Below are 21,105 nucleotides of genomic sequence, written 5' to 3'. Positions count from 1 at the left end.
TAGGATAAGGGTAAGGGAGCCGGGCATGGTCCTCTGGCGTATCATCGGCACCGTGGTGGGCGGTGCGCTGTTCCTCATCGGCATCCCGCTGCTGATCTCCCCCATCCCCCTCGGGGCGCTTCTCCTGTTCGTCGCGACGATCATCCTGGTCGCCTCGAACCCCCTCGCGGCCAAGCTCCTCAAGGCCGCGCGCAAGCGCTTCCGCTGGCTCAACCGCTTCTTTCGCAAGGCGGAAAAGGTGCTGCCCAAGGACATCGCCAAACCCATCGCCGACACGGACGATGAAACGGACCAGGAGGACGAGGAGCCCCCGGTGAAGAAGCACCACTACGGCGAGCCCATGCGCCGGACCGGCGTGCACCGGCGGCTGCGTTAGAGCTCCACGCTCGTTCCGTCCGCACTCGTCAGTGTCGGCCTCTTCGCCTGGAGGGAGGCGCCGATGAGGCCTGAGCGGGCGACGATCTTGACCGGGACGTAGGCCAGCCGCTCGGTTCGCATCTCCTCGGGCACTTCGGCGAGGTACACCCAGATGTCGCCCTCGATATCGCCGCGGTTCTTCTCTTTGTAGCCAGCCACTTTCCGCTGCATCAGCTTGCAGCGGAAGGCCTCGCCCTTGTAGCGGCCTGGGCCGTTCTTCTTCACCTCGACCATGCCGTCGGGCTCCATGACGAGGTCGAAGCGGCGGCGGCCGTCGAGCACCGGCACGCGGCGGCTGCAGGGGTCTTCTCCCTGGCCGGCAGGGGTGAAGGCCAGCGCCACGAGGGCACCTAGCGGGTCCACCGCCTCCTTCGCCTGCTGCGGCGAAACCGGGCGCTGGAGGTTGTACTCGGGCAGCGACCACAGGCGGTAGCGCTCCTCGCCGGGCCTGCGCAGCAGCTCAGTGCGCTGCTGGTCGTCCTCGCCGTCATAGTCGTGGTTGTAGTAGTAGCTCGCCTTGATCCCGCCCGTCTCGGCGAAGAGGCCCGAAGCCTTCGCCTCCGCCTCGCCGTCGGAGAACCAGCGGGCGACGCCGCGCTGCTCCATCTTGTAGTCGACCGCATAGCCGGTATCGGTGACCGTGACCGTGAGGAAGATGCGGCCGATATTGAGGCCTGCAAGCTCGCCCTTGAGGGTGGTGTTGTAGACCATGCCCTGGCCGATCTCGAACGGGGTCCGGCCCAGGGGATCGGCGCTCGGATCGACCGCGAACAGGGCTTTCCAGTCCTCGGTGCCGTAGTCCGGGATCGTGCCCTCATACTCCTGCGCCGATGAGGGGCAGGAAAGTACCAGCGACATCCCTGCCGCAAGAGAAGCGAAGCGTACCATCGGAAGGCCCCTGACTAACGCGATTTCACTTCTAACCCTGGCCGTGAAAACGAAAAAGAGGCGTGAAGGAGTTCCATCGGCTTTGTAACGCTTGACGCTCGGACGACTAGACGTTACGCGCCGCGCTTCGATTTCCTTCTGACCGAGGTCCTCTCATGTCCCGCGTTTGCGAGCTTACCGGCAAGGCGCCGATGGTGGGTAACAACGTTTCCCACGCCCAAAACAAGACCAAGCGCCGGTTCCTGCCGAACCTGTGCAACGTCACCCTTCTCAGCGACCGTCTGGGCCGCAGCTTCAAGTTCCGCATCACGGCCCACGCCCTGCGCTCGGTCGACCACATCGGCGGCCTCGACGCGTTCCTGATGAAGGCTCGCGACGAGAAGCTCTCGGACCGCGCCCGCAAGATCAAGCGCGACATCGAAGCGGCGGCTTAGGCCCGTAGGGCGGCTCGCACAGCGTGCCGCCGGTTACAGAAGCCGACGCCGGAAGGCGGCACGCTATGCGGGCCGCCCTACGATGTCCGGCAACCGACAATTCCCTTTAACGCCGCCGCGCGATAGACCCTACCTCCTTGCACTCTTATGGAGGAGCGTTTGCCCCAGGACATTCGCGGTGACCGTGGTGAGCCGCTCGTCGTCGAGCGCTACTACGACTACGCGCTGACCGGGCGCAGCCGTGTGGTGCGCGTTCTCGGTCAGACCCTGCGCCGCGTGGTGGCGCTGCTTGGCCTCTCCCTCTTCTTCTCGCCGCTCCTCGTTCTCGGCCTCGTCACCTTGGACCTGCCCTTGCGGATGCTCGACGGTCTGGTGCCGCTCGAGGCGGTGGCCCCGTCACGGTTTCTGAGCCGCGGCGAGGGTATTCTGGGCGCGGCGCTCTTCGTTGCGCTCCTCGCCACCCGCCGCTGGGGCAGCAGGCGGATCGGCCAGACGGTGCTGGTGAGCTGGCTCCTGACCCTCGCTTTCGCCGCCATGCTGGTCCTCGACCTGGCGCCCGAGTTGGCCGCGGAGGACTATCCCGAGACGCGGTTCATCACCTCCGTGGTTCTGTCCTGGATGGCCGGGCATGGAGCGGGGGTCGCCGTCTTCGATGTCACCAGGGGCGGAAACTGGTGGCGTGCGCCCTTTTTCGGCGGGCTGATCGGTCTTGGGGTTCAGGCGCTGATCTACTTCCCCGCCGCCTATGTGGGCACCTCGCAGCCCTGGCTGTGGTGGCTGGCGGTCAGCCTCTTCCTCGCCCTCGCGGGCGCGGCGGCCTTCACCCTAGTCTATGCGGGACTGCGCTTCATCGTCCCCCCGCGCACGGGGCTCGGCGGCCGTTAGGTCGCAGCCGGCGAGGTCAAGGTCCATCAGCACGGTCCGCTGCACCGGGTTGAAGTTGTCGTCCGAGGCAAGCAGCAGGCGGAGCGTTCCGTCCGGTGCCTCGCGCAGAGCCATCGCCTCCATATTATCGGCGCCGTCGAGAAAGCTGAGCTGGCCGAGAAGCCAAGTCTCTAGAAGCGCGTCGCCGCCTAGATCGCCTAGGCGGACCACCGAAACCCTCGCCCGAGGACCCGTCCGCCTACTGAAGGATCGCTGCAGGACGAACAGCGTGTCTCGGGTTTGATCGGCGACGATCTCGGTCACCGCGAAACCGTCGGTCATCTTGAGACGGGCTACTTCTTCGAGCGTTTCACCTTCCCAGTGGAGAACCGGCGCCTCTCCGTCGGTCACCTTCTCCGGTACGAGTAGAAAGCCGTCCCGGTACGGCGCAACGGCTTCGAAGCCGTTATTCCCGAGCCTCGGGAAGTCCGGCTTGAGATCCAGCATCTGCCTGGTGACCCGGTAGCCTTGAGGTCCCCGCTCCATCTCTACCAGATCGCCGCTACGCTCCCGGCTGACGAGGAACTTGCCCGAGCCGAGCGCGACGAGGGCTTCGGTATCGCGGCCTCGACCGAGTGCAGGAGGGAAAGCGATAGGGTAGCGCACGGTTTGCGTCAGCCCACTGACCACCCCGCTCTCACCGAACGAAACATCCGCCTCCACGATATGTCCCGCATCGCTCAGCAGGGTAAGGCGTCCCTCCCCCTCGCCCAACAGCATGGAGGAGTAGCCGCCAAGCTCCTCGTTGGAGGTAAGCGTGAAGCCTGCATCCATCCGCATGCAGCCGACCTCGCGGCCCTCCTCCGAGAGCCCTGGGAAGGGGCGGGCCTGAAGAGCCACGCTTTGCTGCAGGATCATGGACGCAGCGAGGGCGAGGATCATGCAGGCACGCGGACCCGGCGCTTGGGTGCCTGACGCGGCTCGTCATCGAAGAGCGCCGCTAGCTGCTCGGTCATCGCGCCGCCTAGCTGCTCTACATCGGAGATGGTGATCGCCCTTCGGTAGAAGCGCGTCACGTCATGGCCGATGCCGATGGCCAGAAGCTCGATGGGCGAGCGCTGCTCGATCATGGCGATCACCTCGCGAAGGTGCCGCTCGAGATAGCTGCCGCCATTGGTCGAGGACGTCGTATCGTCCACTGGCGCACCGTCGGAGATGACCATCAGGATACGGCGCTGCTCGGGCCGGGCCAGAAGCCGCTCATGCGCCCAAAGCAGCGCCTCGCCGTCGATATTCTCCTTGAGGAGCCCCTCCTTCAGCATCAGGCCGAGGCTGTCGCGGCTCCTCCGCCACGGCACCGAGGCGGGCTTGTAGATGATGTGGCGCAGGTCGTTGAGGCGGCCGGGATGCTTTGGCCGTCCGTCCTCGACCCATTTCTCGCGCGACTTGCCGCCCTTCCAGGCCAGGGTGGTGAAGCCGAGGACCTCCACCTTCACGCCGCAGCGCTCGAGGGTCCTTGCCAGGATATCCGCCGAGATCGCCGCCACGGTGATCGGCCTACCCCGCATCGAGCCGGAGTTATCGAGCAGCAGGGTCACGGTGGTGTCGCGGAACTCCTGCTCCATCTCCTGCTTGAAAGAGAGGGGCTGGAAGGGGTCCACCACCAGGCGCGAAAGCCGCGCTGCGTCGAGAATGCCCTCGTCGAGGTCGAACTGCCAGCTCCGGTTCTGCTGGGCGAGAAGCCTGCGCTGCAGCCGGTTGGCGAGCCGCGAGACGATGGCCTGCAGGCCCTCTAGCTGCCCATCGAGCTGCCCGCGCAGCCGCGAAAGCTCCTCAGGCGGACAAAGTTCGTGGGCGTGGGCCACCTGGTCGAACTCGGTGGTGTAGGCGACGTAGTTCTCGCCGCTATCCCCCAGCGTGTCGCGGCGCAGGATCGGGGCCTCATCGCCTGCATCGTCGCGGGGGTCCCCCTCGTCCAGGGTTTCGGGATCGTTGCCGAGCTCGGCATCGCCGTCATTGGCTTCCCCGAAGTCGGGGGTCTGGTCTTCGGGCTCGTCGCTCTCACCTTGACCCTGATCGTCATCTTCCCCTTGATCTTCGTGGGCCTCGGGCTGCTCCTGATCCTCGGGGGGGCTCTCTTCCTGATCCTCGCGGCTGTCCTCGTCGCCTTGCTTGTCGCCGAGATCGAGGGCGTCGATGAGGTCGCGGGCCAAGGTGGAGAACGCCTCCTGGCTGTCATGGCTGCCGCGCTGGGAGAGGGCATCAAGGGCCTCGCCGCAGCTCGCCTCGATCTCGTCGCGCCAGAGCTCGACCAGCTTCTTCGCGCTCTTCGGCACAGGGCGCCCGGTCATGCGCTCGCGGGCGAGAAGCTGCACGATGTCCTGGACGGGCACGTCCTGGCGGTCCTCCATGCGGCGGTAGCCCTTCTCCTCCAGCCGCCGGTCGAGAGCAGCGGCGAGGTTGTCGCCGACACCGTCGAGGGCGTTCGAGCCGATGGCCTCGCAGCGCATGTCCTCTAGCGCCTGGAACAGGGCTCGGCCCTCGGGGTTCTCCGGCTGCAGCTTCCGGTGCAGCGCGCCGTCATGGTGAGCGAGCTTCAGCGCCGCCGCATCGGCATGGCCCCGGCTGACCGCCACCTTGCGCTTGTCCAGGCGCCTCGGCGGCAAGGGCAGCCGCGCCTCGCCAGGCCCCGTCTCCGGCTGGTCGCCGCCGAAGCGCACTTCCACGTCGGGCTCGGCAGAGAGCGCCCGCGTGGTCTGGGTCAGCATCCGCTTGAAGCGCTCGTTCGGGGTCTCGCGTTGGTCCATGGTCCGGGATGTAGGGCGGAAACGCCGCTCGCGTCACCCCATGGCGTCGGGCATCAAGCCGCAGCGTTCACCGCAGGCAAGACGAAGACGACCGTGAACAGGACCATCAGGACCCCAAGAGCGATACGCGACATGACACTCATCCTTTTCGCGGCTGCAAACGCCGGTTTCAGGGTTAACGTTCGATCACGAAGAGGTTGGGGTTACTCGGCGGGGTCGTAGAGCGGAACGCGAAGCTTTCCGCCGCGGCGGTTGGCTATGCAAACCGCCCTACGACCGGCACCGCGAAAAACTCCGGCACCTCATCCGAAGCCAGCTTCACCGCCGTCAGCTTCCGCCCCCAGCCTGCTCCGGTATCGACGCCGATACGGTTGGCCCGTTGCACCGGCTCGTCCGTAGGCGTATGGCCATGGACCACCGTCATCCCGTGGTCGGCATCGCTCCCCAGAAAGCGCTCCCTGATCCAAAGAAGATCGTGGTCGGACTGCTCGGGCAGCGGCACGCCGGGGCGGATGCCTGCATGGACGAAGAGGTAAGGCCCCGCCTTATGGGTGAGCGGCAGGTCTCGTAGCCAGGTGAGAAGCTCTCCCCCGATGGCCTTCTCGAGATCCGACGGCTTGCCGCCGACGGGGTCGACGCCGAAGGAGGCACAGGTCTCCTCACCGCCATTGCCGAGCCAGACCTGCCACGCCTCACCGCCCGTGCCCTCGTCCAAGGCGCGAAGCATCAGCGCCTCATGGTTGCCCTTGAGGGTGAGCGAGGGCAGCGGGAAGCCGTCCTTACAGAAGCGCAGCACCTCGGCACTACGAGGCCCCCGGTCGATCATGTCGCCAAGCTGGATGATGAGGCCGGGGGTGTCAGGATGGCGGAACCGGTGGTGCGCCGCGATCTGATCCGCCAGCGCACGAAGAGTATCAAGCTGTCCGTGGACGTCGCCTATGGCGTAGATGATAGGAATACTGCTTATCATACCGCCGCAGCAGCCGTCATATTGGTCCAGATGGGCGACGGACCCGCTTGGAAGCCCCTCGTTGCCGCTGATCGACCTACCGTGCTTATTCGTCTACGGCGACGTGAGGTTCCCCGAACAGCTCGGTGCTCAGCAGTTCTGCGATCTCCCATCCTGAGTTCGTCCCTCCTGAACGGTTGGTCAGAACGATGATAGCCGTATCTTCCCCCGGTGAGTAGCGAATATTGGCAAGGCCTCCGCCGCCGCTGTGCCCCATGGTCCATACATCGCCGTTTCTAGAGATGATCGTCGCTAGTCCGTACCCTTCGCCTTCCGCATCGCGACCAAGCCGCTGAAGCCGCTGCGGTTGAAGAAGCTCCCTGGAGATCGTGTCCTTTTTAACGATCATGCCGCGACCGAGCGCTTGAACCAGAGCTATCAAGTCCGCGCCAGTCGTGTCCATTCCGCCCGCAGGAAGGAGGGGCCGAACAAAGATGCCTGGATGGGGTCGAAGCGCTCCGTTTTCTCCCGAGTACGCACGAGCGATCGTGTCGGGCTCGTTGAAGACAGTGCTACTCATTCCAGCGGGAGTTAGGACATGCTCCTCCATCAGCTCCAGGAAAGTCTTGCCGGTCGCCTTCTGAAGCGCACCGGCAAGAAGGCCGTAGCCGGACTGCTGATAGTGCCAACCTTCACCGGGTTCGAAATCAAGCGATCGGTCACCGATCAGCCGCAGGATGTCTTCGGGTTCGAAGGCCAGCATACCTTCTACGTCCAAATCCTGAAACTCTGCCTCGGTTACGATCATCGGCAGACCCGACGTGTGGTTGAGGATGCGCCAGACGGGAAGCGGTTTGAACCGGTCGGGTACCGAAGGATCGAGCTCGCCAAGGGTCGCTTCGAGATTTAATTCACCTTCCTCCACCATCGAGAGGAAGGTGAGCCCAGAAAGTACCTTCGTCGCCGATGCAAGGCGAGCGGAACTGTTTTTGTCAAAAGCCTTCCCGCCATCAATGGTTTCGGTCCCGTATGAGACTTCGAAGCTTGTCCTTCCGTTTTGGACGACCGCTACATAAGCGCCGGGAACACCATTCGCCGCCAGACGCGCCTCAATGGTCTCTCTAAGTTCCTGACGATCGTACTCTTCTTGTGGTGGAGCAGCAGCGCAGGTTGCAAGCGTCGCGAAAGCAAGAAGACCTGTGCGGGCGGCCAGAGACCAAAGAGGCGGCATAGACATGAATTTCGACTACACATGTAGTCAATGCTGGTCAAGCGTTTCCCTTGCCTCTCTCACACATCCAGCGCCTCCTGCGCGAACGCCGCGTTCTCCTGAATAAATGCAAAGCGAGGCTCGGCCTTCTTGCCCATCAGCCTGCCGAAGAGGTCGGTAGCGTCTTCGTACTCCTCGGGCAGCTTCACCCGCGCGAGCTGGCGCGTAGCCGGGTCCATGGTGGTCTCTTTGAGGTCACGCGCGTTCATCTCACCGAGGCCCTTGAAGCGGCCGACTTCCACGCGGGCGTTCTTGGCGAACTCCTTCTCGCGCAGGGCGTCGCGCTGGGCTTCGTCCAACGCATAGACTGTCTTGCCGCCATGGCTGAGGCGGTAGAGCGGCGGCTGGGCGAGATAGAGGTTCCCTGCACGGACGAGTTCCGGCATCTCGGTGAAAAACAGCGTCATGAGGAGCGCCGCAATATGCGCTCCGTCCACGTCGGCATCGGTCATGATGATGACCTTGTCGTAGCGGAGGTCCTCGAGGTCGAAGTTCCGGCCCAACCCCACCCCCAGCGCGAGAGCGATGTCCATCACCTCCTGGTTGGCCATGATCTTGTCGCGGGTGGAGGAGGCGACGTTGAGGATCTTGCCCTTGAGCGGCATCACGGCCTGGGTCTCGCGGCTGCGCGCCTGCTTAGCCGAGCCGCCGGCGCTGTCGCCCTCGACGAGGAAGATCTCCGTGCCCGTCCTGTCCTTGGCCGTGCAGTCGGAGAGCTTGCCCGGCAGGCGCAGCTTCTTCATGGCCGAGGCGCGCTGCACCTCCTTCTCGCGCCGCCGCCGCTGGCGCTGCTCCGCCTGGTCGATAACGTGGCCGAGGAGCTTGTCGGCCTCCTTGGGATGGTCGGCGAGCCAGTGGTCGAAGGCCGGACGGATCGCCGCGTCCGTGAGCTTGGTGGCGGCGGCGGTGGCGAGTTTGTCCTTGGTCTGGCCCTGGAACTCGGGGTTCGAGACGAAGACGGAGAGCACCGCGGCGGCCGTGCCGAAGACGTCCTCGGCGGTGATCTGCGCTGCCTTCTTGTTGTTCGCCATCTCGCCGTAAGCCCGCAGGCCGCGGGTCACCGCCTGGCGCAGCCCCTGCTCATGGGTGCCGCCTTCGGGGGTGGGGATGGTGTTGCAGTAGGAGGAGGTGAAACCGTCCGCCATCTGACCGGCCGGGCTCTGAAAGCCAGCCCCGCCCCAGGCGATGGCCCACTCCACCGTGCCGTGCCCGCCCTCTTTCCGTACGTTGCCGGAGAAGAGCGATGCCGTCACCGTGGGCCGCTCGCCGACGATGGAGGTGAGGTAGTCGGAGAGGCCGCCGGGAAACTTGAGCGTGGCTTTCTCAGGGGTCTGATCGTTCTCTTTCAGGAGCGCCTTGTCGCAGGACCAGCGCATCTCCACCCCGCCGAAGAGATAGGCCTTCGACTTGGTCATGCGGAAGATGCGCGCCGGTTTGAACGCAAGGTCGGGACCGAAGATCTCCGGGTCCGGATGGAAAGTGACCGAGGTCCCCCGCCGCCCGGTCACCGCGCCGACTTTCTTCAGCTTCGATGTAGGCAGGCCCTTGGAATAGGTCTGCCGGTAGAGGGTCTGGTCCCGCGCCACCTCGACGGTGAGCTCGTCGGTCAGCGCATTGACCACGGAGATGCCCACACCGTGGAGCCCGCCGGACGTCGCATAGGCCTTGTTCGAGAACTTGCCCCCTGCGTGGAGCGTGGTGAGGATCACCTCGAGCGCGGACTTGGTCTTGAACTTGGGATGCTTGTCCACCGGAATGCCGCGACCGTTGTCCGTGACCGTCAAGCTGCCGTCCTCGCTGAGATGCACCTCGATCCGGGTCGCGTGCCCGGCCACCGCCTCGTCCATCGAGTTGTCGAGCACCTCGGCGAAGAGGTGGTGCAGCGCCCGCTCATCGGTGCCGCCGATATACATGCCGGGGCGTTTTCGGACGGGCTCTAGCCCTTCGAGGACCTCGATGTCCTTGGCGCTGTAGGAGGGGGCGGCCATGGTGGCTCCAGACTAAGACGGAACGTAGGGGGAACGACCTGCTTTAGCCGGGTGTGGTGACCGATGGAAGGGAAGATTTCTACGATACGCCCGCCCCACTGGAGCGGCGCACGAAGAGCGTAGCGGCCAGTCTCTACCGCTCCAGGCTCGCCGCCGTCATCTGTGCGCCGTCTAGTTGGCCCTGCATGGCGACGATGGGGTCCTGGGGCTGGAGGTTCTTCCTGAGCTGGAAGTGGAGCTGCGGGCGGTCGACATTGCCCGAGCGGCCCACCTTGGCGATGACCTGGCCCTGGCGGACATAGTCGCCCTTGCGGACCAGGATGGCGTCGGTGTGGGCGTAGGCGGAGACCCAGCCGTCCTCGTGCTTGACCAGGAGAAGGTTGCCATAGCCGTCGAGCTCGTCGCCTCTGTAGACCACCTCGCCGTCGGCGGAGGCGCGGACCGGCGCGCCGATGGGGGCGGCGATGTTGATGCCGTCGGAGCGGGTGCCGCCGCTCTGCTCGTCACCGAAATCCTGGAGCACTGGACCGCGCACGGGCCAGGCGAAGGGCGAGCCCGTGCCAAGGCTAGGCGCAGGCTCGGAGCGCATGGTCTCGCGCACCATCTTGGCGGAGAGGGCCTCGCGGTCCACCGGACGGGGCGCTGACGCGACGACCGGCTGCTGCACGCGCTGGGGCGCCTGACGGCCCGGCACGACGAGCCGCTGGTTCAGGCTGATCGTGTAGGGCTGGGCGATGCCGTTGAGGCGCGCCAGCTCGGCCACGGTGATGCCGTAGCGCTTGGAGATGTTGTAGAGCGTGTCGCCCTGCTGGACGAGATGGGTGTTGTCGAAGGAGACAGGTGCTTGCTGGGGCAGGGCTGCGGGGTTCTGCACCGCCCTCGTGCGCCTCGGCGCCGAGACCACTTGGCGGCGGGGCTGGAGCACTTCCTGGGGCTGGGCGGGGATCATCACGATCTGCCCGATGGTCAGGCCGTAAGGGGCGCGCAGGCCGTTCTTCTCGATGATGGCGCCCGGCTTCACGTCGTAGATGCGGCCTAGGGCGTAGACTGTCTCGCCGGGCCGGACCTCGTGCTCGATCTCGCCGACGGGCTCGGGGGCATCCTCGCCGGCGAAGCTGAGCTGCTGCGGCGCCTCCGACGCGTAGCCCGGATCGGTGCCGTAGCGCACGGGCACGGTCTGGGCCTTCGCCGCGTCATAGAGGATGGCGGCAGCAGCAGCGGTCACGAGAGCGAGGCTGGAGACGGACAGAACGCGCTTCTTACGAATCGGCATCGGCATGGCGGGGCTCCGGTGGAGTTGGTTAGTTCCAGGGTAAGAATCGCCCATCGCGGCTTAACAAACGCCTAACCTTACTGCTCGGCGCGGTTTCTTTTTGGGAGACGGCGCGGCTCGTGCCATGGGGGCAGATGCCTATTCCCAGCGACCAGGAACTGATCGACTTCATCGAGAGCGAGACGAAGAGCAGCGGCGACAGCCCCGCGCAGCGGGACATCGCCAAGGCCTTCGGCATCAAAGGCGCGGACCGTGCCGAGCTGCGCCGGGCGCTGCGCAGGCTCGAGGATGAGGGCAAGCTGCGCCTCGAAGGCAAGCGGGCGCGCCGCCCAGGCCAGCTTCCGCCGGTCACCGTCATGACCGCCCAGCGCATGGACGGCGAGGGCGACCTCGTCTGCTCTCTGGCGCAGGAGGAGATTGAAGCCGAGGTGCTGCTGCCGTCCAAGGAAGCGGCCAAGGCCAGGCCGCCGATCGGGGTTGGGGACAGGTTCCTCGGCCGCATCCACCAGGACGGCGAAAGCTTGCGGGCTAGCGTCATCAAGGTGCTGCCCAAACCGGAGGGGCGGATCCTCGGCACCTTCACCGCCTCGAAGCGCAGCGGCGGTTTCGTCGATCCGGTCAGCCGCAGGACCAAGACGAGCTACGAGATCGGGCCGAAGGATACGCTCGGTGCGAAGGAAGGCGACCTCGTCTTCGCGGAACCCGTGAACCAGCGCGGCTACGGGCCGAAGCGCGGGAGGGTGACGGAGGTGGTCGGCTCGGTGACCGAAGAGCGCAACCTGTCCCTCATTGCCTTGGCCGAGCACGACATCCCGTTGGAGTTTCCGAGCGATGTCATGCGTGAGGCGGAGGCGATCGGCTTTCAGCCCTCCAAGCATCATGTGGACCTCACTGGCCTACCCCTCGTCACCATCGACCCGGCCACGGCGCGGGACCATGACGATGCGGTTCATGCGGAGAGGCTCGAGGACGGCGGTTTCAGGCTGACCGTGGCCATCGCCGATGTCAGCTACTTCGTCCGTCCGGGGAGCGCCATCGACCGCGAGGCCGAGAAGCGCGGCAACTCCGTCTACCTGCCCGATCGGGTGGTGCCGATGCTGCCCGAGCGGCTCTCCAACGATCTGTGTTCCCTGAAAGAGGGGCAGGAGCGGCTCGCTTTGGCTTGCGAGATCGAGATCGGCGCGAAGGGGGGCAAACGCAAGCACCGCTTCTTCCGTGCGAAGATCAAGAACCACCAGAACCTCGCCTATGAGCGCGCCCAGGCCATCGAGGACGGGGAGGCGGAGGGCCTGCCGGTGGTGGGAGTGCTGTTCGAAGCCTACCGCGCCCTGATCGCGGCGAGAGAGCGGCGCCAGCCCCTCGACCTCGACATGGCCGAGCGGCGCATCATCATGGGCGAGGACGGCACCGTCGAAGGCGTCGAGCGCAAGGAGCGCATGGACGCCCACCGCCTCATCGAAGAGTTCATGGTGCTGGCCAATGTCTGCGCCGCCGAGACCCTGGAAGAGCACCGCCGCACCGCCATCTACCGCGTGCATGAGCCGCCGGATCCGGAACGTCTAGCGGCGCTGCGCGAGTACCTGACCGGGCTCGGCTACAGCCTTCCGAAGGCGGACGACATCAGGTCCAAGAACCTCAACGGCGTCCTCAAGATGGCGCGGCAGCGGGACGAGATCGACATCATCGCCCTCTCCATCCTGCGCTCTCAAAGCCAGGCGGTCTACGACACCGAGAATGTCGGCCATTTCGGGCTGAGCCTCAAACGCTACGCCCACTTCACCTCCCCCATTCGCCGCTATGCCGATTTGACCGTGCACCGAGGATTGGTGCGGGCGCTGGGTCTCGGCGAGGGCGCGGAGCGTGAGGAGGATGAGGAGCGGCTCGACGGCATCGCCGAGGATATCTCGAAGACCGAGCGCGCCGCCGTCCAAGCCGAGCGCGACACCCAGGCGCGGATGCTGGCCGCATTTCTGGAGGAGCAGGTGGGCGCGACCTTCACCGGGCGCATCTCCGGCGTCACCCGTGTCGGGCTCTTCGTCACCCTGGACGAGACGGGGGCGGACGGCTTCGTCCCCATGCGGACGCTCGGATGGGAGTATTTCGAGCATGACGAGAAGAGGAGCCGTGTCGTCGGCCAGGAAAGCGGCGGCACGTTCTCCCTCGGCATGCCGGTCAAGGTGCGCCTGGTGGAGGTGACGCCGCTCCAAGGAGGCTTGCGCTTCGACATGCTGAGCAAGCCGGCACTGCCTTCGAAGAAGGAGAAGCCCAAGGAAGAGGAGAAGCGCCCTTCCCGCCATGAGAAGGCAAAGGGCGAGGCCCGCCGTGCCCGGAACAAGAAGCGCAAGGAGGCGGCGCCGAAGAAGGCTCCCGCGGCAGAGAAAGCCAAACTCGCCGGAAAGCGGCCCGCTTCGAAGAAGAAGGAGCCAGCGGCGGACGCGCCGAAGGCCTTCGCGCGGCGGCCTAAGAAGAAGCGGTAGGGCGGGTCCTATCGCCTCCCTCTCCCGCCCGCGGGAGAGGGACCGAGGGTGAGGGGGTTCTGAGCGCAGGTCTCTATGAAGAGCGTTCCAGAACGGCTTCGCCGAGGCCCTCACCCGAAATCGAAGATTTCGACCTCTCCCGCAGGGCGGGAGAGGTGGTGCGGCACAGCCCCCATGCCTTTCTCTTGACCGTTCCCTCCCCCGCGCTCACGACCGGCTGATGGCAGAGAACGCAGCTCCCTCCCCTAGGACAGCCCTCACCTTCATGTTCGTGACGGTGCTTCTGTCGATGATCGGCTTCGGCATCATCATGCCGATCCTGCCGCAGCTCCTGATGGAGGTGACGGGGGAGGATGTGAGCGGGGCCGCGAGCTATGGCGGGGTGCTCTACTTCGTCTACGCGTTGGCGCAGTTCTTCATGTCGCCGGTGATGGGCGGGCTGTCGGACCGGTTCGGGCGCAGGCCGGTGCTGCTCACCTCGCTAGCGTTCTACGCGCTCGACTTCCTCCTGATGGCACTGGCGCCGACCTATGCCTGGCTGGTGCTGGCGAGGTTTCTCTCAGGCGCGACCGCGGCCACCTACTCCACCGCCAACGCGGTGATCGCCGACATCTCGCCGCCGGAGAAGCGCTCCGGTAATTTCGGCCTGATCGGCGCAGCGTTCGGCCTCGGCTTCATCGTCGGGCCGCTGGTGGGCGGCCTCTTCGCCACCATCGACGTGCGGGCGCCCTTCTATGCGGCAGCGGCGCTCGGCGCGGTGAACTTCCTCTTCGGCCTCTTCTTCTTCCCCGAGACCAACAAGACCCCCCGCCCCTTCTCTCTGGCCAGGGCCAATCCCTTCGGCAGCCTGTGGTCGGTGACCCGCGTGCGGATCGTCATGGTGGTGCTCGGTGCCTATTTCCTCATGCAGTTCGCCCACAACTCACTGCCTGCCGTCTTCAGCTATTTCGCCGTACAGAAATACGGCTGGTCGGGCCTCGATATCGGCTTCGCGCTAGCTTTTGTCGGGGTCACGGCGGCCCTGGTCCAAGGGGGGCTGACCCGCACCCTGATCCCTAAGATCGGCGAGCCCTCGGCGGTGCTGATCGGCGCCACCTCAATGACCATCAGCTTCATGGGCTACGCCTTCTTCGCGCCGACGGGAATGTGGATCTATGTGTGGATCGCCGTCGGCGCGCTCGGCGGGCTGATGATGCCGGCCATGCAGGGCATCATGTCCTCCGCCGTGCCTGCCGACAGCCAGGGGGAGCTTCAGGGCGCCATCGGCAGCGTCATGTCGCTGACCATGATGACGAGCCCCCTCGTCATGACCCGCATCTTTACAACCTATACGGATGGGGAGGGCGTGGTCTTCCCCGGCGCCCCTCTCCTCCTTGGCGGTATCTGCATCCTTCTGTCGATGATCCCCTTCGCGGTCATCGTCTCGCGCAGCAGAAGACCCGTGCCTCAGGCCTCGCCTGGGGTCAGCGTCTGAGCCGAGAAGGCGTGCACCGGACCGGCCAGCTCCTCGCGCAGCGTCTCATTGACGCGGCGCTGCCGGTCGAGGCGGGAGAGCCCCTCGAACAGCTCGCTGACGATCTTGGCGCGGAAATGGCTCTCGCCGCCCTCGGGCGCCCCCGCATGCCCTCTATGCAGGTGGCTCTCGTCGATAATCTCAAGGGTAATCGGCTCGAAAGCGGCCTTCAGCTTGGCCTCTATCGTCTCAGCAACCTGTCCCATGGGCAATCCTCCTATGACGGTTTTCGTCAGTCCGCATCGCGGGGCCGCGGAAAAGCAAAACGCAGCACTCCGCTCTCATAACGGGCATAAGTCAAGGCTGGTTCGACACGGCCAGAAGCACCATAATCACACCTATGGCGACCGACCGTTTCAGCTACAAACCCCGGCACGGCTTCGACATCCGCGTGAAGCCGACCAAGGGCTCGAAAACTTCCAAGAAATCCTGGGCCAAGACCGAGGCCCGCACCTGTGATCACGACGATTGCGACAAGCCCGCGGAGACACGCGCGCCGAAATCGCCCGAGGCGATGAACGAGTTCCTGTGGCTCTGCGTTCAGCACGCGCGCGAGCACAACAAGAACTGGAACTTCTTCGAGGGCAAGACGGACGCCCAGGCCGCGCAGATGCGCGATGCCGCCCGCTATGGCGACCGGCCCACCTGGAAGATGTCGAAGAACGGGCGCGCCTCGGCGGCAGCGAAGGCTGGCCTTCACGGCATGCACGAGATCGACGACGCCATCGGCGGCGAGACGCGCATCGACACCGGCAGCTCGAACCAGAACGATGTGTATAGGGAAGGCCGCCGCCTCACCCGTTTGCAGCTCCAGGCGTTCCGCACCCTGAACCTCAAGGCCAACGCCTCCTCAGGGGACGTGCGCAAGCGCTACGCGGAGCTGGTGAAGCGCTTCCACCCGGACAGCAACGAAGGCGACCGCTCCGCCGAGGAGCAGCTTCAGGAGGTGATCAAGGCGCACCAGATCCTGAAAAAGGCCGGGTTTGTTTGAGGCTTTCCGGTGAGCCTCTCCTTCGGGAGAGGCCTATAGCCACTGATTTGGGGAGAGGGGCTTCGCTAGGTTGCGAACCCGTCCAGACTATACCCCTCTCTCGACATCGAAGATGTCGGTCTCTCCCGAGGGAGACTGCTGTAGCCAGGGATCATAGCTACTCCGCAGGCTGCAGCGACCCCGTCCGCGTACCGCCCGCCGAGCCAGCCGCTTGGCCGCTCTTCTCGCCCCTCCCCTTATTGATGAGGTAGCGGTAGACGCCGATCAGGTTGATCACGAACAGCACGCCGTTCTGCACCGTCAGCGCCATCTCTTCCTGCATCAGCGCCGCTGCGATCCAGCATACCGACGAGACGGTGAAGATGACGAAGCCCCACCCCGTCATCCTCGCGCCCAGATTGAGCGAGACGATGATGGCGGCGGCAATGCCGGTGCCTGTCGCGCACCATTCGAGGATCGTAGCAGTGGTCATGGAGGCGTAACGTCTTGAGACGCCTCCATGTTCCGTGTCCTGTTATTTAGCCGCGCACCGCGCCGTTCTGCCAGTAGGTCCGGTCGCGAGTCTCGTCGTAGTAGTAGTAGCGCTGTGCCCGCTCGTCGAAGTAGAGCTGGCGGCCGTCCGGGCCGGTCTTGAGTCGAGTGCCCTCGCCGGACTGCACGTCCTGTTGGCGGCCGCGGATCGCGCCTGCGGTGCCGCCGACGGCAGCGCCGATGGCCGCGCCGCGGTCCGCATCGCCGTCGCCGACATTGTTGCCGATCACCGCGCCTGCTGCCGCGCCGAGGGCAGCGCCGCCGACGGCGTTGCGTTCGACGTTACCGGTGGTGGTGCAGGCGCCGAGCGCCAGGGCGGAGAGCCCCGCCAAGCCAAGAAGAATACGCATGACTAGTCCTTCCTACGCCGCCGTTACCGAGGCGGGTTTTTAGGACAAACGGGCTCGGGACCACCTCCGTTCCGTGCCCGCTACGCGAAATTGTCCTAAGGTCAGCCGACCAGGAACACCGCGGCGAGCCCAAGGAAGGCGGAGAAGCCGACGATATCGGTCACCGTGGTGACAAAAACCGCCGAGCTGACCGCCGGGTCCTGCCCCGCCCTGTCCAGCGCCAGCGGGATCAAGATGCCCGCGAGGCCTGCACACAGCATGTTGATGATCATGGCCGCCGCCAAGACGCCGCCGAGCGCCCATGCATCCGCTGCGGACTGTCCCGCCAGAAGGAGGTACCAGAGCGCCGCCGCCGCCCCCATCAACACCGCAAACGCCACGCCGTTGAGGGCCGAAACGGCGGTCTCCTTGTAGACCGCCCGCACCGCGGTTGCCGCCGTGAGGGTCCGCGTGGAGAGGTTGCGCACGGCCACGGTCATGGTCTGGGTGCCGGCGTTGCCGCCCATGGAGGCGACGATGGGCATGAGGATGGCCAGCGCCACCATCTGCTCGATCGTGCCGTCGAAGATGCCGATGACGACGCTGGCCAGAATGGCCGTACCCAGATTGACCAGCAGCCAGACGAAGCGCGAGCGCGCCACCTTCCTGATCGGCACGTTGATCGAGTTGTCGTCGTTGATCCCGGCCAGGGCCAGCATGTCCTCATCGGCCTCGGAGTGGACGATCTCCACCACGTCATCGACGGTGATCATGCCGACGAGCCGCCGCCCCTCGTCGATCACGGGGGCGGAGATGAGGTTGTACTTCTCGAAGAGGTAGGCGACCTCCTCCTGATCCATGCCAGCGTCGATGATGACGGGCTCGTCCTCGATCAAGTTCTCGATCTTGGTGTCGCGCTTGGCCTTGACGAAGCGGCTGAGGGGCACGAGGCCGATGATCTTGTAGGTAGGATCCACGACGTAGACGTCATAAAACGTCTCCGGCAGGCGCTCGGCCGAGCGCAGCCGGTCGATGATCTGACCCACATTCCAGTAGCCGGGCGCAGCGAAGACGTCGCGCTGCATGATCCGCCCGGCAGTCTCCTCGCCATATTCGAGCGCCGCCCGGACCGCGAGGCGGTCGGCGATGGGCATCTCGGCCAGGACCTCGTCGCGGTCCTCCTGGGTCATGTCCTCGAGGACGAAGGCCGCTTCGTCCGTGTCGAGCTCGGTAACGGCCTCGGCGAGCTGCTCCGTGGTCAGCGCGTCGATGACCGTGTCCCGCGCACCGTCCTCGAGCTCGGCCAGAGCGCCGGCAGGCAGCTCCGCCCCCACCAGCCTGATGAAGGATTTGGTGTCCTCCTCGCCGAGCTGCTCGATCAGGTCGGCCACGTCCGCCGGTTTGAGGTCCTCGACTAGATCGAGTACGCCGTCGGCATCGTCCTCCCCTATCCGTTCTCGAACCTGATAGACAAAGTCCGAAGTCAGCGAGCCCCGTTCATCGAGGGCGGCATCTTCGGCATCAAGGATAGCTTCGACTTCCGGAGTCGTCAGCTCGGATAGATCGTGTTCGGACGTATTCGTTTCAGGCACGCGTGGGGCAGCCTCCAGTTCGTGTTGTTGGGATGGCTCGACCATACAACATCTACCCCTTGATTGCAACGGGACGTTGCAGCACTACCCTTCTATGATCCGTGGTCCGAAGGTCACTCCAAGGAAGACCAGCGCGAAAACCGGCACGGCGATCATGGTGGTGAGCTTCACCTTGTACCAGATCGCCGGGTCGATCGGCGCCCCCCTGTCGGAGCCTGCCGCGTGCTTGTCCGGCTCCTCCCAGACGTTGCGCTGCCTGATCGGGAGCACCGTGAAAAGGCACAGCCACCAGATGATGACGAAGGAGACGATGCTGCCGCCCCAGCCCATCTTCTCAGACCCTCAGTGTCAGGACGACGATGTCGGAGCGCTTGCCCCAGCGGGGGCTGAGCTGCGCGCGGATCGCCCGGCGGACCTGCAGCTCCACCTCGCGGTCGGACTGGCGCTTCGGGCGCGGCAGCGCGTCGAGGCCCTCATCCACCGCCTCCTCGATGATGGCGAGAAGGTCATCGCCCTCCTCGTCCTCCTTCGGCACGCCCTTCATGAAGACTGGCGCGCGGTCGCGGACCTTGCCGTCGTCACCGATGGCGAGCGAGACCACGATCACGCCCTCCTGGGCCAGCCGCCGCCGCTCGCGGAGCGCCGTATCGCCCTCGGGCAAAAGGATGTTGCCGTCGAGATAGAGGCGGCCCGCGGGCACCTCGTCGATCTTCTCGGCATGCCCCGGCGCGAGACGGACGAGGTCGCCATTCTTCGGCACGATAGCCTGGTCGCAGCCTAGCTCAAGCGCCAGCTTGCCGTGCTCGGCGAGGTGCCGCGGCTCGCCATGGACCGGCACCGCGATCCTCGGCTTCACCATCGCGTACATGTCGCGCAGCTCGTCACGGCACGGATGACCCGAGACATGGATGAAGGCGTCGCTCTCGGCGATGACCTCGATGCCCTGCTCGGTGAGCTGGTTCATCATGTCGTAGATGGGCCGCTCGTTGCCGGGGATCACCTTGGAACTGAAGATCACCGTGTCGCCTTCGGAGAGGACGATGTCCGGATGGTCGTCGCGGGCGATGCGGGCCAGCGCCGCCCTCTCTTCGCCCTGGCTGCCGGTGCAGAGATAGAGCACCTTGTCGTTGGGCAGATAGCCAGCCTCGTTCGGCTCCACGAAGCTGACGCCTTTCGGCAGGAGGTCCACCATGCGCGCCACATCCACCATCCGCAGCATGGAGCGGCCGAGGAGGCATACGGAGCGATCGGCCTTCACCGCGGCGCGGCAGATCGAGACCACCCGGCTGACATTGGAGGCGAAGGTGGTGACCGCCACCCTCCCCTTCTGCTCCGCGATGACCTGCGCCAGCGTGTCCGCCACCGCGCTCTCCGAGCCGGAGCGTCCTTCGGAGAAGACGTTGGTGCTGTCGCACATCATCGCCAAGACGCCCTCCTCGCCGAGGGCCTTGAGGGCGTCGTAGTCGGTCTCCTCCCCCAGAACGGGGCTGGGGTCGATCTTGAAATCCCCCGTGTGCAGAATGAGCCCGAGCGGCGTTCTAATGACCACGGCGTTGGGCTCGGGGATCGAGTGGGTCAGGGTGATGTATTCGAGGTCGAACGGCCCGAGCCGGAACCGCGCCTTCAGGTCGGTGATCTCGATCGGCGCGTCGTCGATCCCAACGTCTACGAACTTTCGCCGCACGAGCTCCGCCGTGAAGGGGGTCGCGTAGATCGGCCCCTCGAAGCTCGGCCAGAGATGCGCCACCGCGCCGATATGGTCCTCGTGACCATGGGTGAGAATCAGCCCCAGAAACTCCGAGCCGCTGTCGAGATCGTCCAGCAGGTAGTCGATGTCGGGGGTGATCAGGTCGATGCCGGGATAGTCGTCGCCTGCGAAGGTGACGCCGCAGTCGATCATGATCCACTGCCTCTCCCCCGCCGGGCCGAAGCCGTAGAGGTTGAGGTTCATGCCGATCTCGCCGGAGCCGCCGAGCGGCAGGAATACGAGTTCGTCGCTCATCAGGACGCTTCCATTCTACGTGCGATCTCGACCAGGCCGGTAATGGTCAGGTCCTGGTCGAAATGCTGAATCTTATCCGTTGCCCCCTCGAACAGCGAGGAGACGCCGCCGGTTGCCACCACGGTCATGGGTTTGCCGTACTCGGCGGTGATCCTGTCGATCATGCCCTCGATCAGGCCTACATAGCCCCAGAAGATGCCGGACTGCAGCGCCTCGACCGTGGTGCGGCCGATGGTCCGCTCGGGCCTGGCGATGGCGATGCGGGGGAGCTGGGCAGCCGCTTCGTGCAGGGCCTTCATGCTGAGATTGATGCCGGGAGCGATGATGCCCCCCTCGAAGCCGCCGTCCTCTCCCACAATGTCGAAGGTGGTGGCTGTCCCTGAGTCGATGATGATCAGCGGCCCGCCATACTGGACGAAGCCCGCCACCGCGCCCACCAGGCGGTCCGCCCCGGCCTCCGAAGGCCGGTCGATGCGCACCTCGATGCCGGGGATGTTGGCGCTGACCACCATGGGCTCCACCTCGAAATAGCGGCGGGAGAGGTTCCTCAGATGGAAGAGCGACTGCGGCACCACGGTGGAGATGATGCACTTCTTGATCGCCGAAAGCTCGCCCCTTCCCGCCAGGCGCAGGAGCTGCAGGAGCCAGACGGCGTACTCGTCGGCGGTGCGCTCGGCCACGGTGGAGGCGCGCCAGCGTTCCAGCGTCTCACCCTCATGGACCAGGGCGAAGACCGTGTTCGTGTTTCCGACGTCGATGGCAAGCAGCATGGGTGCGCCT

The 21,105-nt window shown here is 65.5% G+C and carries 20 protein-coding genes; 6 read left to right on the top strand and 14 right to left on the bottom strand.

All coding sequences use genetic code 11. The annotated features are described in order from the left end of the window. Positions 1-25: 25 nt before the first annotated feature. Positions 26-376, top strand: coding sequence for a hypothetical protein (locus tag NOG11_RS02815; protein WP_256618114.1), 351 nt, complete (start codon positions 26-28; stop codon positions 374-376). Here the strand turns inward: NOG11_RS02815 and NOG11_RS02810 are convergent. Continuing rightward, the gene (locus tag NOG11_RS02810; protein ID WP_256618113.1) at positions 373-1,275 is read right to left on the bottom strand and encodes a DUF3108 domain-containing protein; all 903 of its coding nucleotides are present in this window, start codon (positions 1,273-1,275) and stop codon (positions 373-375) included. The genes NOG11_RS02815 and NOG11_RS02810 overlap by 4 nt on opposite strands. A gap of 185 nt (positions 1,276-1,460) precedes the next feature. Between NOG11_RS02810 and rpmB the strand changes: the two genes are divergently transcribed. Then, entirely contained in the window at positions 1,461-1,739 is a 279-nt protein-coding gene (gene rpmB / locus NOG11_RS02805; protein WP_256618112.1) for a 50S ribosomal protein L28, read from the top strand. Between the two features lie 159 nt (positions 1,740-1,898). Further along, on the top strand, positions 1,899-2,624 hold the full coding sequence (locus NOG11_RS02800) for a hypothetical protein (protein ID WP_256618111.1): 726 nt from the start codon (positions 1,899-1,901) through the stop codon (positions 2,622-2,624). On the opposite strand, the gene NOG11_RS02795 is transcribed toward NOG11_RS02800, so the two are convergent. From NOG11_RS02795 to NOG11_RS02770, 6 genes are all read right to left on the bottom strand, one after another. Beyond that, entirely contained in the window at positions 2,565-3,545 is a 981-nt protein-coding gene (locus NOG11_RS02795) for an esterase-like activity of phytase family protein (protein ID WP_256618110.1), read from the bottom strand. The two genes, NOG11_RS02800 and NOG11_RS02795, sit on opposite strands and share 60 nt — an antisense overlap. Then, positions 3,542-5,410, bottom strand: coding sequence for a cobaltochelatase subunit CobT (gene cobT, locus NOG11_RS02790; RefSeq protein ID WP_256618109.1), 1,869 nt, complete (start codon positions 5,408-5,410; stop codon positions 3,542-3,544). Before cobT ends, NOG11_RS02795 begins: the two co-directional genes overlap by 4 nt. Positions 5,411-5,666: 256 nt before the next feature. After that, the gene (locus NOG11_RS02785) at positions 5,667-6,380 is read right to left on the bottom strand and encodes a metallophosphoesterase family protein (RefSeq protein WP_256618108.1); all 714 of its coding nucleotides are present in this window, start codon (positions 6,378-6,380) and stop codon (positions 5,667-5,669) included. An 85-nt stretch (positions 6,381-6,465) separates the two neighbouring features. After that, a complete protein-coding gene (locus NOG11_RS02780; protein WP_256618107.1) occupies positions 6,466-7,590 on the bottom strand; it encodes a serine hydrolase domain-containing protein in 1,125 nt (374 codons plus the stop codon). Between the two features lie 59 nt (positions 7,591-7,649). After that, positions 7,650-9,617: a DNA topoisomerase IV subunit B gene (gene parE / locus NOG11_RS02775; protein ID WP_256618106.1), complete on the bottom strand. Its 1,968-nt coding sequence runs from the start codon at positions 9,615-9,617 to the stop codon at positions 7,650-7,652. Between the two features lie 133 nt (positions 9,618-9,750). After that, the gene (locus tag NOG11_RS02770) at positions 9,751-10,896 is read right to left on the bottom strand and encodes a LysM peptidoglycan-binding domain-containing M23 family metallopeptidase (RefSeq protein WP_256618105.1); all 1,146 of its coding nucleotides are present in this window, start codon (positions 10,894-10,896) and stop codon (positions 9,751-9,753) included. A 128-nt stretch (positions 10,897-11,024) separates the two neighbouring features. Here NOG11_RS02770 and rnr point away from each other — a divergent pair, with 128 nt between their 5' ends. Together rnr and NOG11_RS02760 are read left to right on the top strand one after the other, a co-directional pair. Beyond that, complete coding sequence (rnr, locus tag NOG11_RS02765) at positions 11,025-13,367, top strand: ribonuclease R (RefSeq protein WP_256618104.1); 2,343 nt, start codon at positions 11,025-11,027, stop codon at positions 13,365-13,367. Positions 13,368-13,587: 220 nt separating this feature from the next. Continuing rightward, on the top strand, positions 13,588-14,841 hold the full coding sequence (locus NOG11_RS02760) for a TCR/Tet family MFS transporter (protein ID WP_256618103.1): 1,254 nt from the start codon (positions 13,588-13,590) through the stop codon (positions 14,839-14,841). Here the strand turns inward: NOG11_RS02760 and NOG11_RS02755 are convergent. Further along, positions 14,814-15,086, bottom strand: coding sequence for a BolA family protein (locus NOG11_RS02755; RefSeq protein ID WP_256618102.1), 273 nt, complete (start codon positions 15,084-15,086; stop codon positions 14,814-14,816). The two genes, NOG11_RS02760 and NOG11_RS02755, sit on opposite strands and share 28 nt — an antisense overlap. A 134-nt stretch (positions 15,087-15,220) precedes the next feature. Here NOG11_RS02755 and NOG11_RS02750 point away from each other — a divergent pair, with 134 nt between their 5' ends. Continuing rightward, positions 15,221-15,871, top strand: coding sequence for a J domain-containing protein (locus NOG11_RS02750; protein ID WP_256618101.1), 651 nt, complete (start codon positions 15,221-15,223; stop codon positions 15,869-15,871). A 157-nt stretch (positions 15,872-16,028) separates the two neighbouring features. On the opposite strand, the gene NOG11_RS02745 is transcribed toward NOG11_RS02750, so the two are convergent. From NOG11_RS02745 to NOG11_RS02720, 6 genes are all read right to left on the bottom strand, one after another. Further along, complete coding sequence (locus NOG11_RS02745) at positions 16,029-16,343, bottom strand: hypothetical protein (RefSeq protein WP_256618100.1); 315 nt, start codon at positions 16,341-16,343, stop codon at positions 16,029-16,031. A 46-nt stretch (positions 16,344-16,389) separates the two neighbouring features. Beyond that, the gene (locus NOG11_RS02740; RefSeq protein ID WP_256618099.1) at positions 16,390-16,752 is read right to left on the bottom strand and encodes a YMGG-like glycine zipper-containing protein; all 363 of its coding nucleotides are present in this window, start codon (positions 16,750-16,752) and stop codon (positions 16,390-16,392) included. A 101-nt stretch (positions 16,753-16,853) separates the two neighbouring features. Next, positions 16,854-18,323: a magnesium transporter gene (gene mgtE / locus NOG11_RS02735; RefSeq protein ID WP_256618098.1), complete on the bottom strand. Its 1,470-nt coding sequence runs from the start codon at positions 18,321-18,323 to the stop codon at positions 16,854-16,856. Positions 18,324-18,407: 84 nt separating this feature from the next. Next, positions 18,408-18,653, bottom strand: a complete 246-nt coding sequence (locus tag NOG11_RS02730) for a DUF1467 family protein (RefSeq protein WP_256618097.1) — start codon at positions 18,651-18,653, stop codon at positions 18,408-18,410. Positions 18,654-18,657: 4 nt separating this feature from the next. After that, a complete protein-coding gene (locus NOG11_RS02725) occupies positions 18,658-20,325 on the bottom strand; it encodes a ribonuclease J (protein WP_256618096.1) in 1,668 nt (555 codons plus the stop codon). Further along, positions 20,325-21,095 (bottom strand): type III pantothenate kinase, encoded by a 771-nt coding sequence (locus NOG11_RS02720; RefSeq protein ID WP_256618095.1) that lies wholly within the window; start codon positions 21,093-21,095, stop codon positions 20,325-20,327. Before NOG11_RS02720 ends, NOG11_RS02725 begins: the two co-directional genes overlap by 1 nt. Positions 21,096-21,105: the final 10 nt, after the last annotated feature.

The organism is Parvularcula maris (genome assembly GCF_024505085.1).
In the GTDB taxonomy this organism is placed as follows: domain Bacteria; phylum Pseudomonadota; class Alphaproteobacteria; order Caulobacterales; family Parvularculaceae; genus Parvularcula; species Parvularcula maris.
This window is presented reverse-complemented; position numbering and strand designations above follow the sequence as displayed.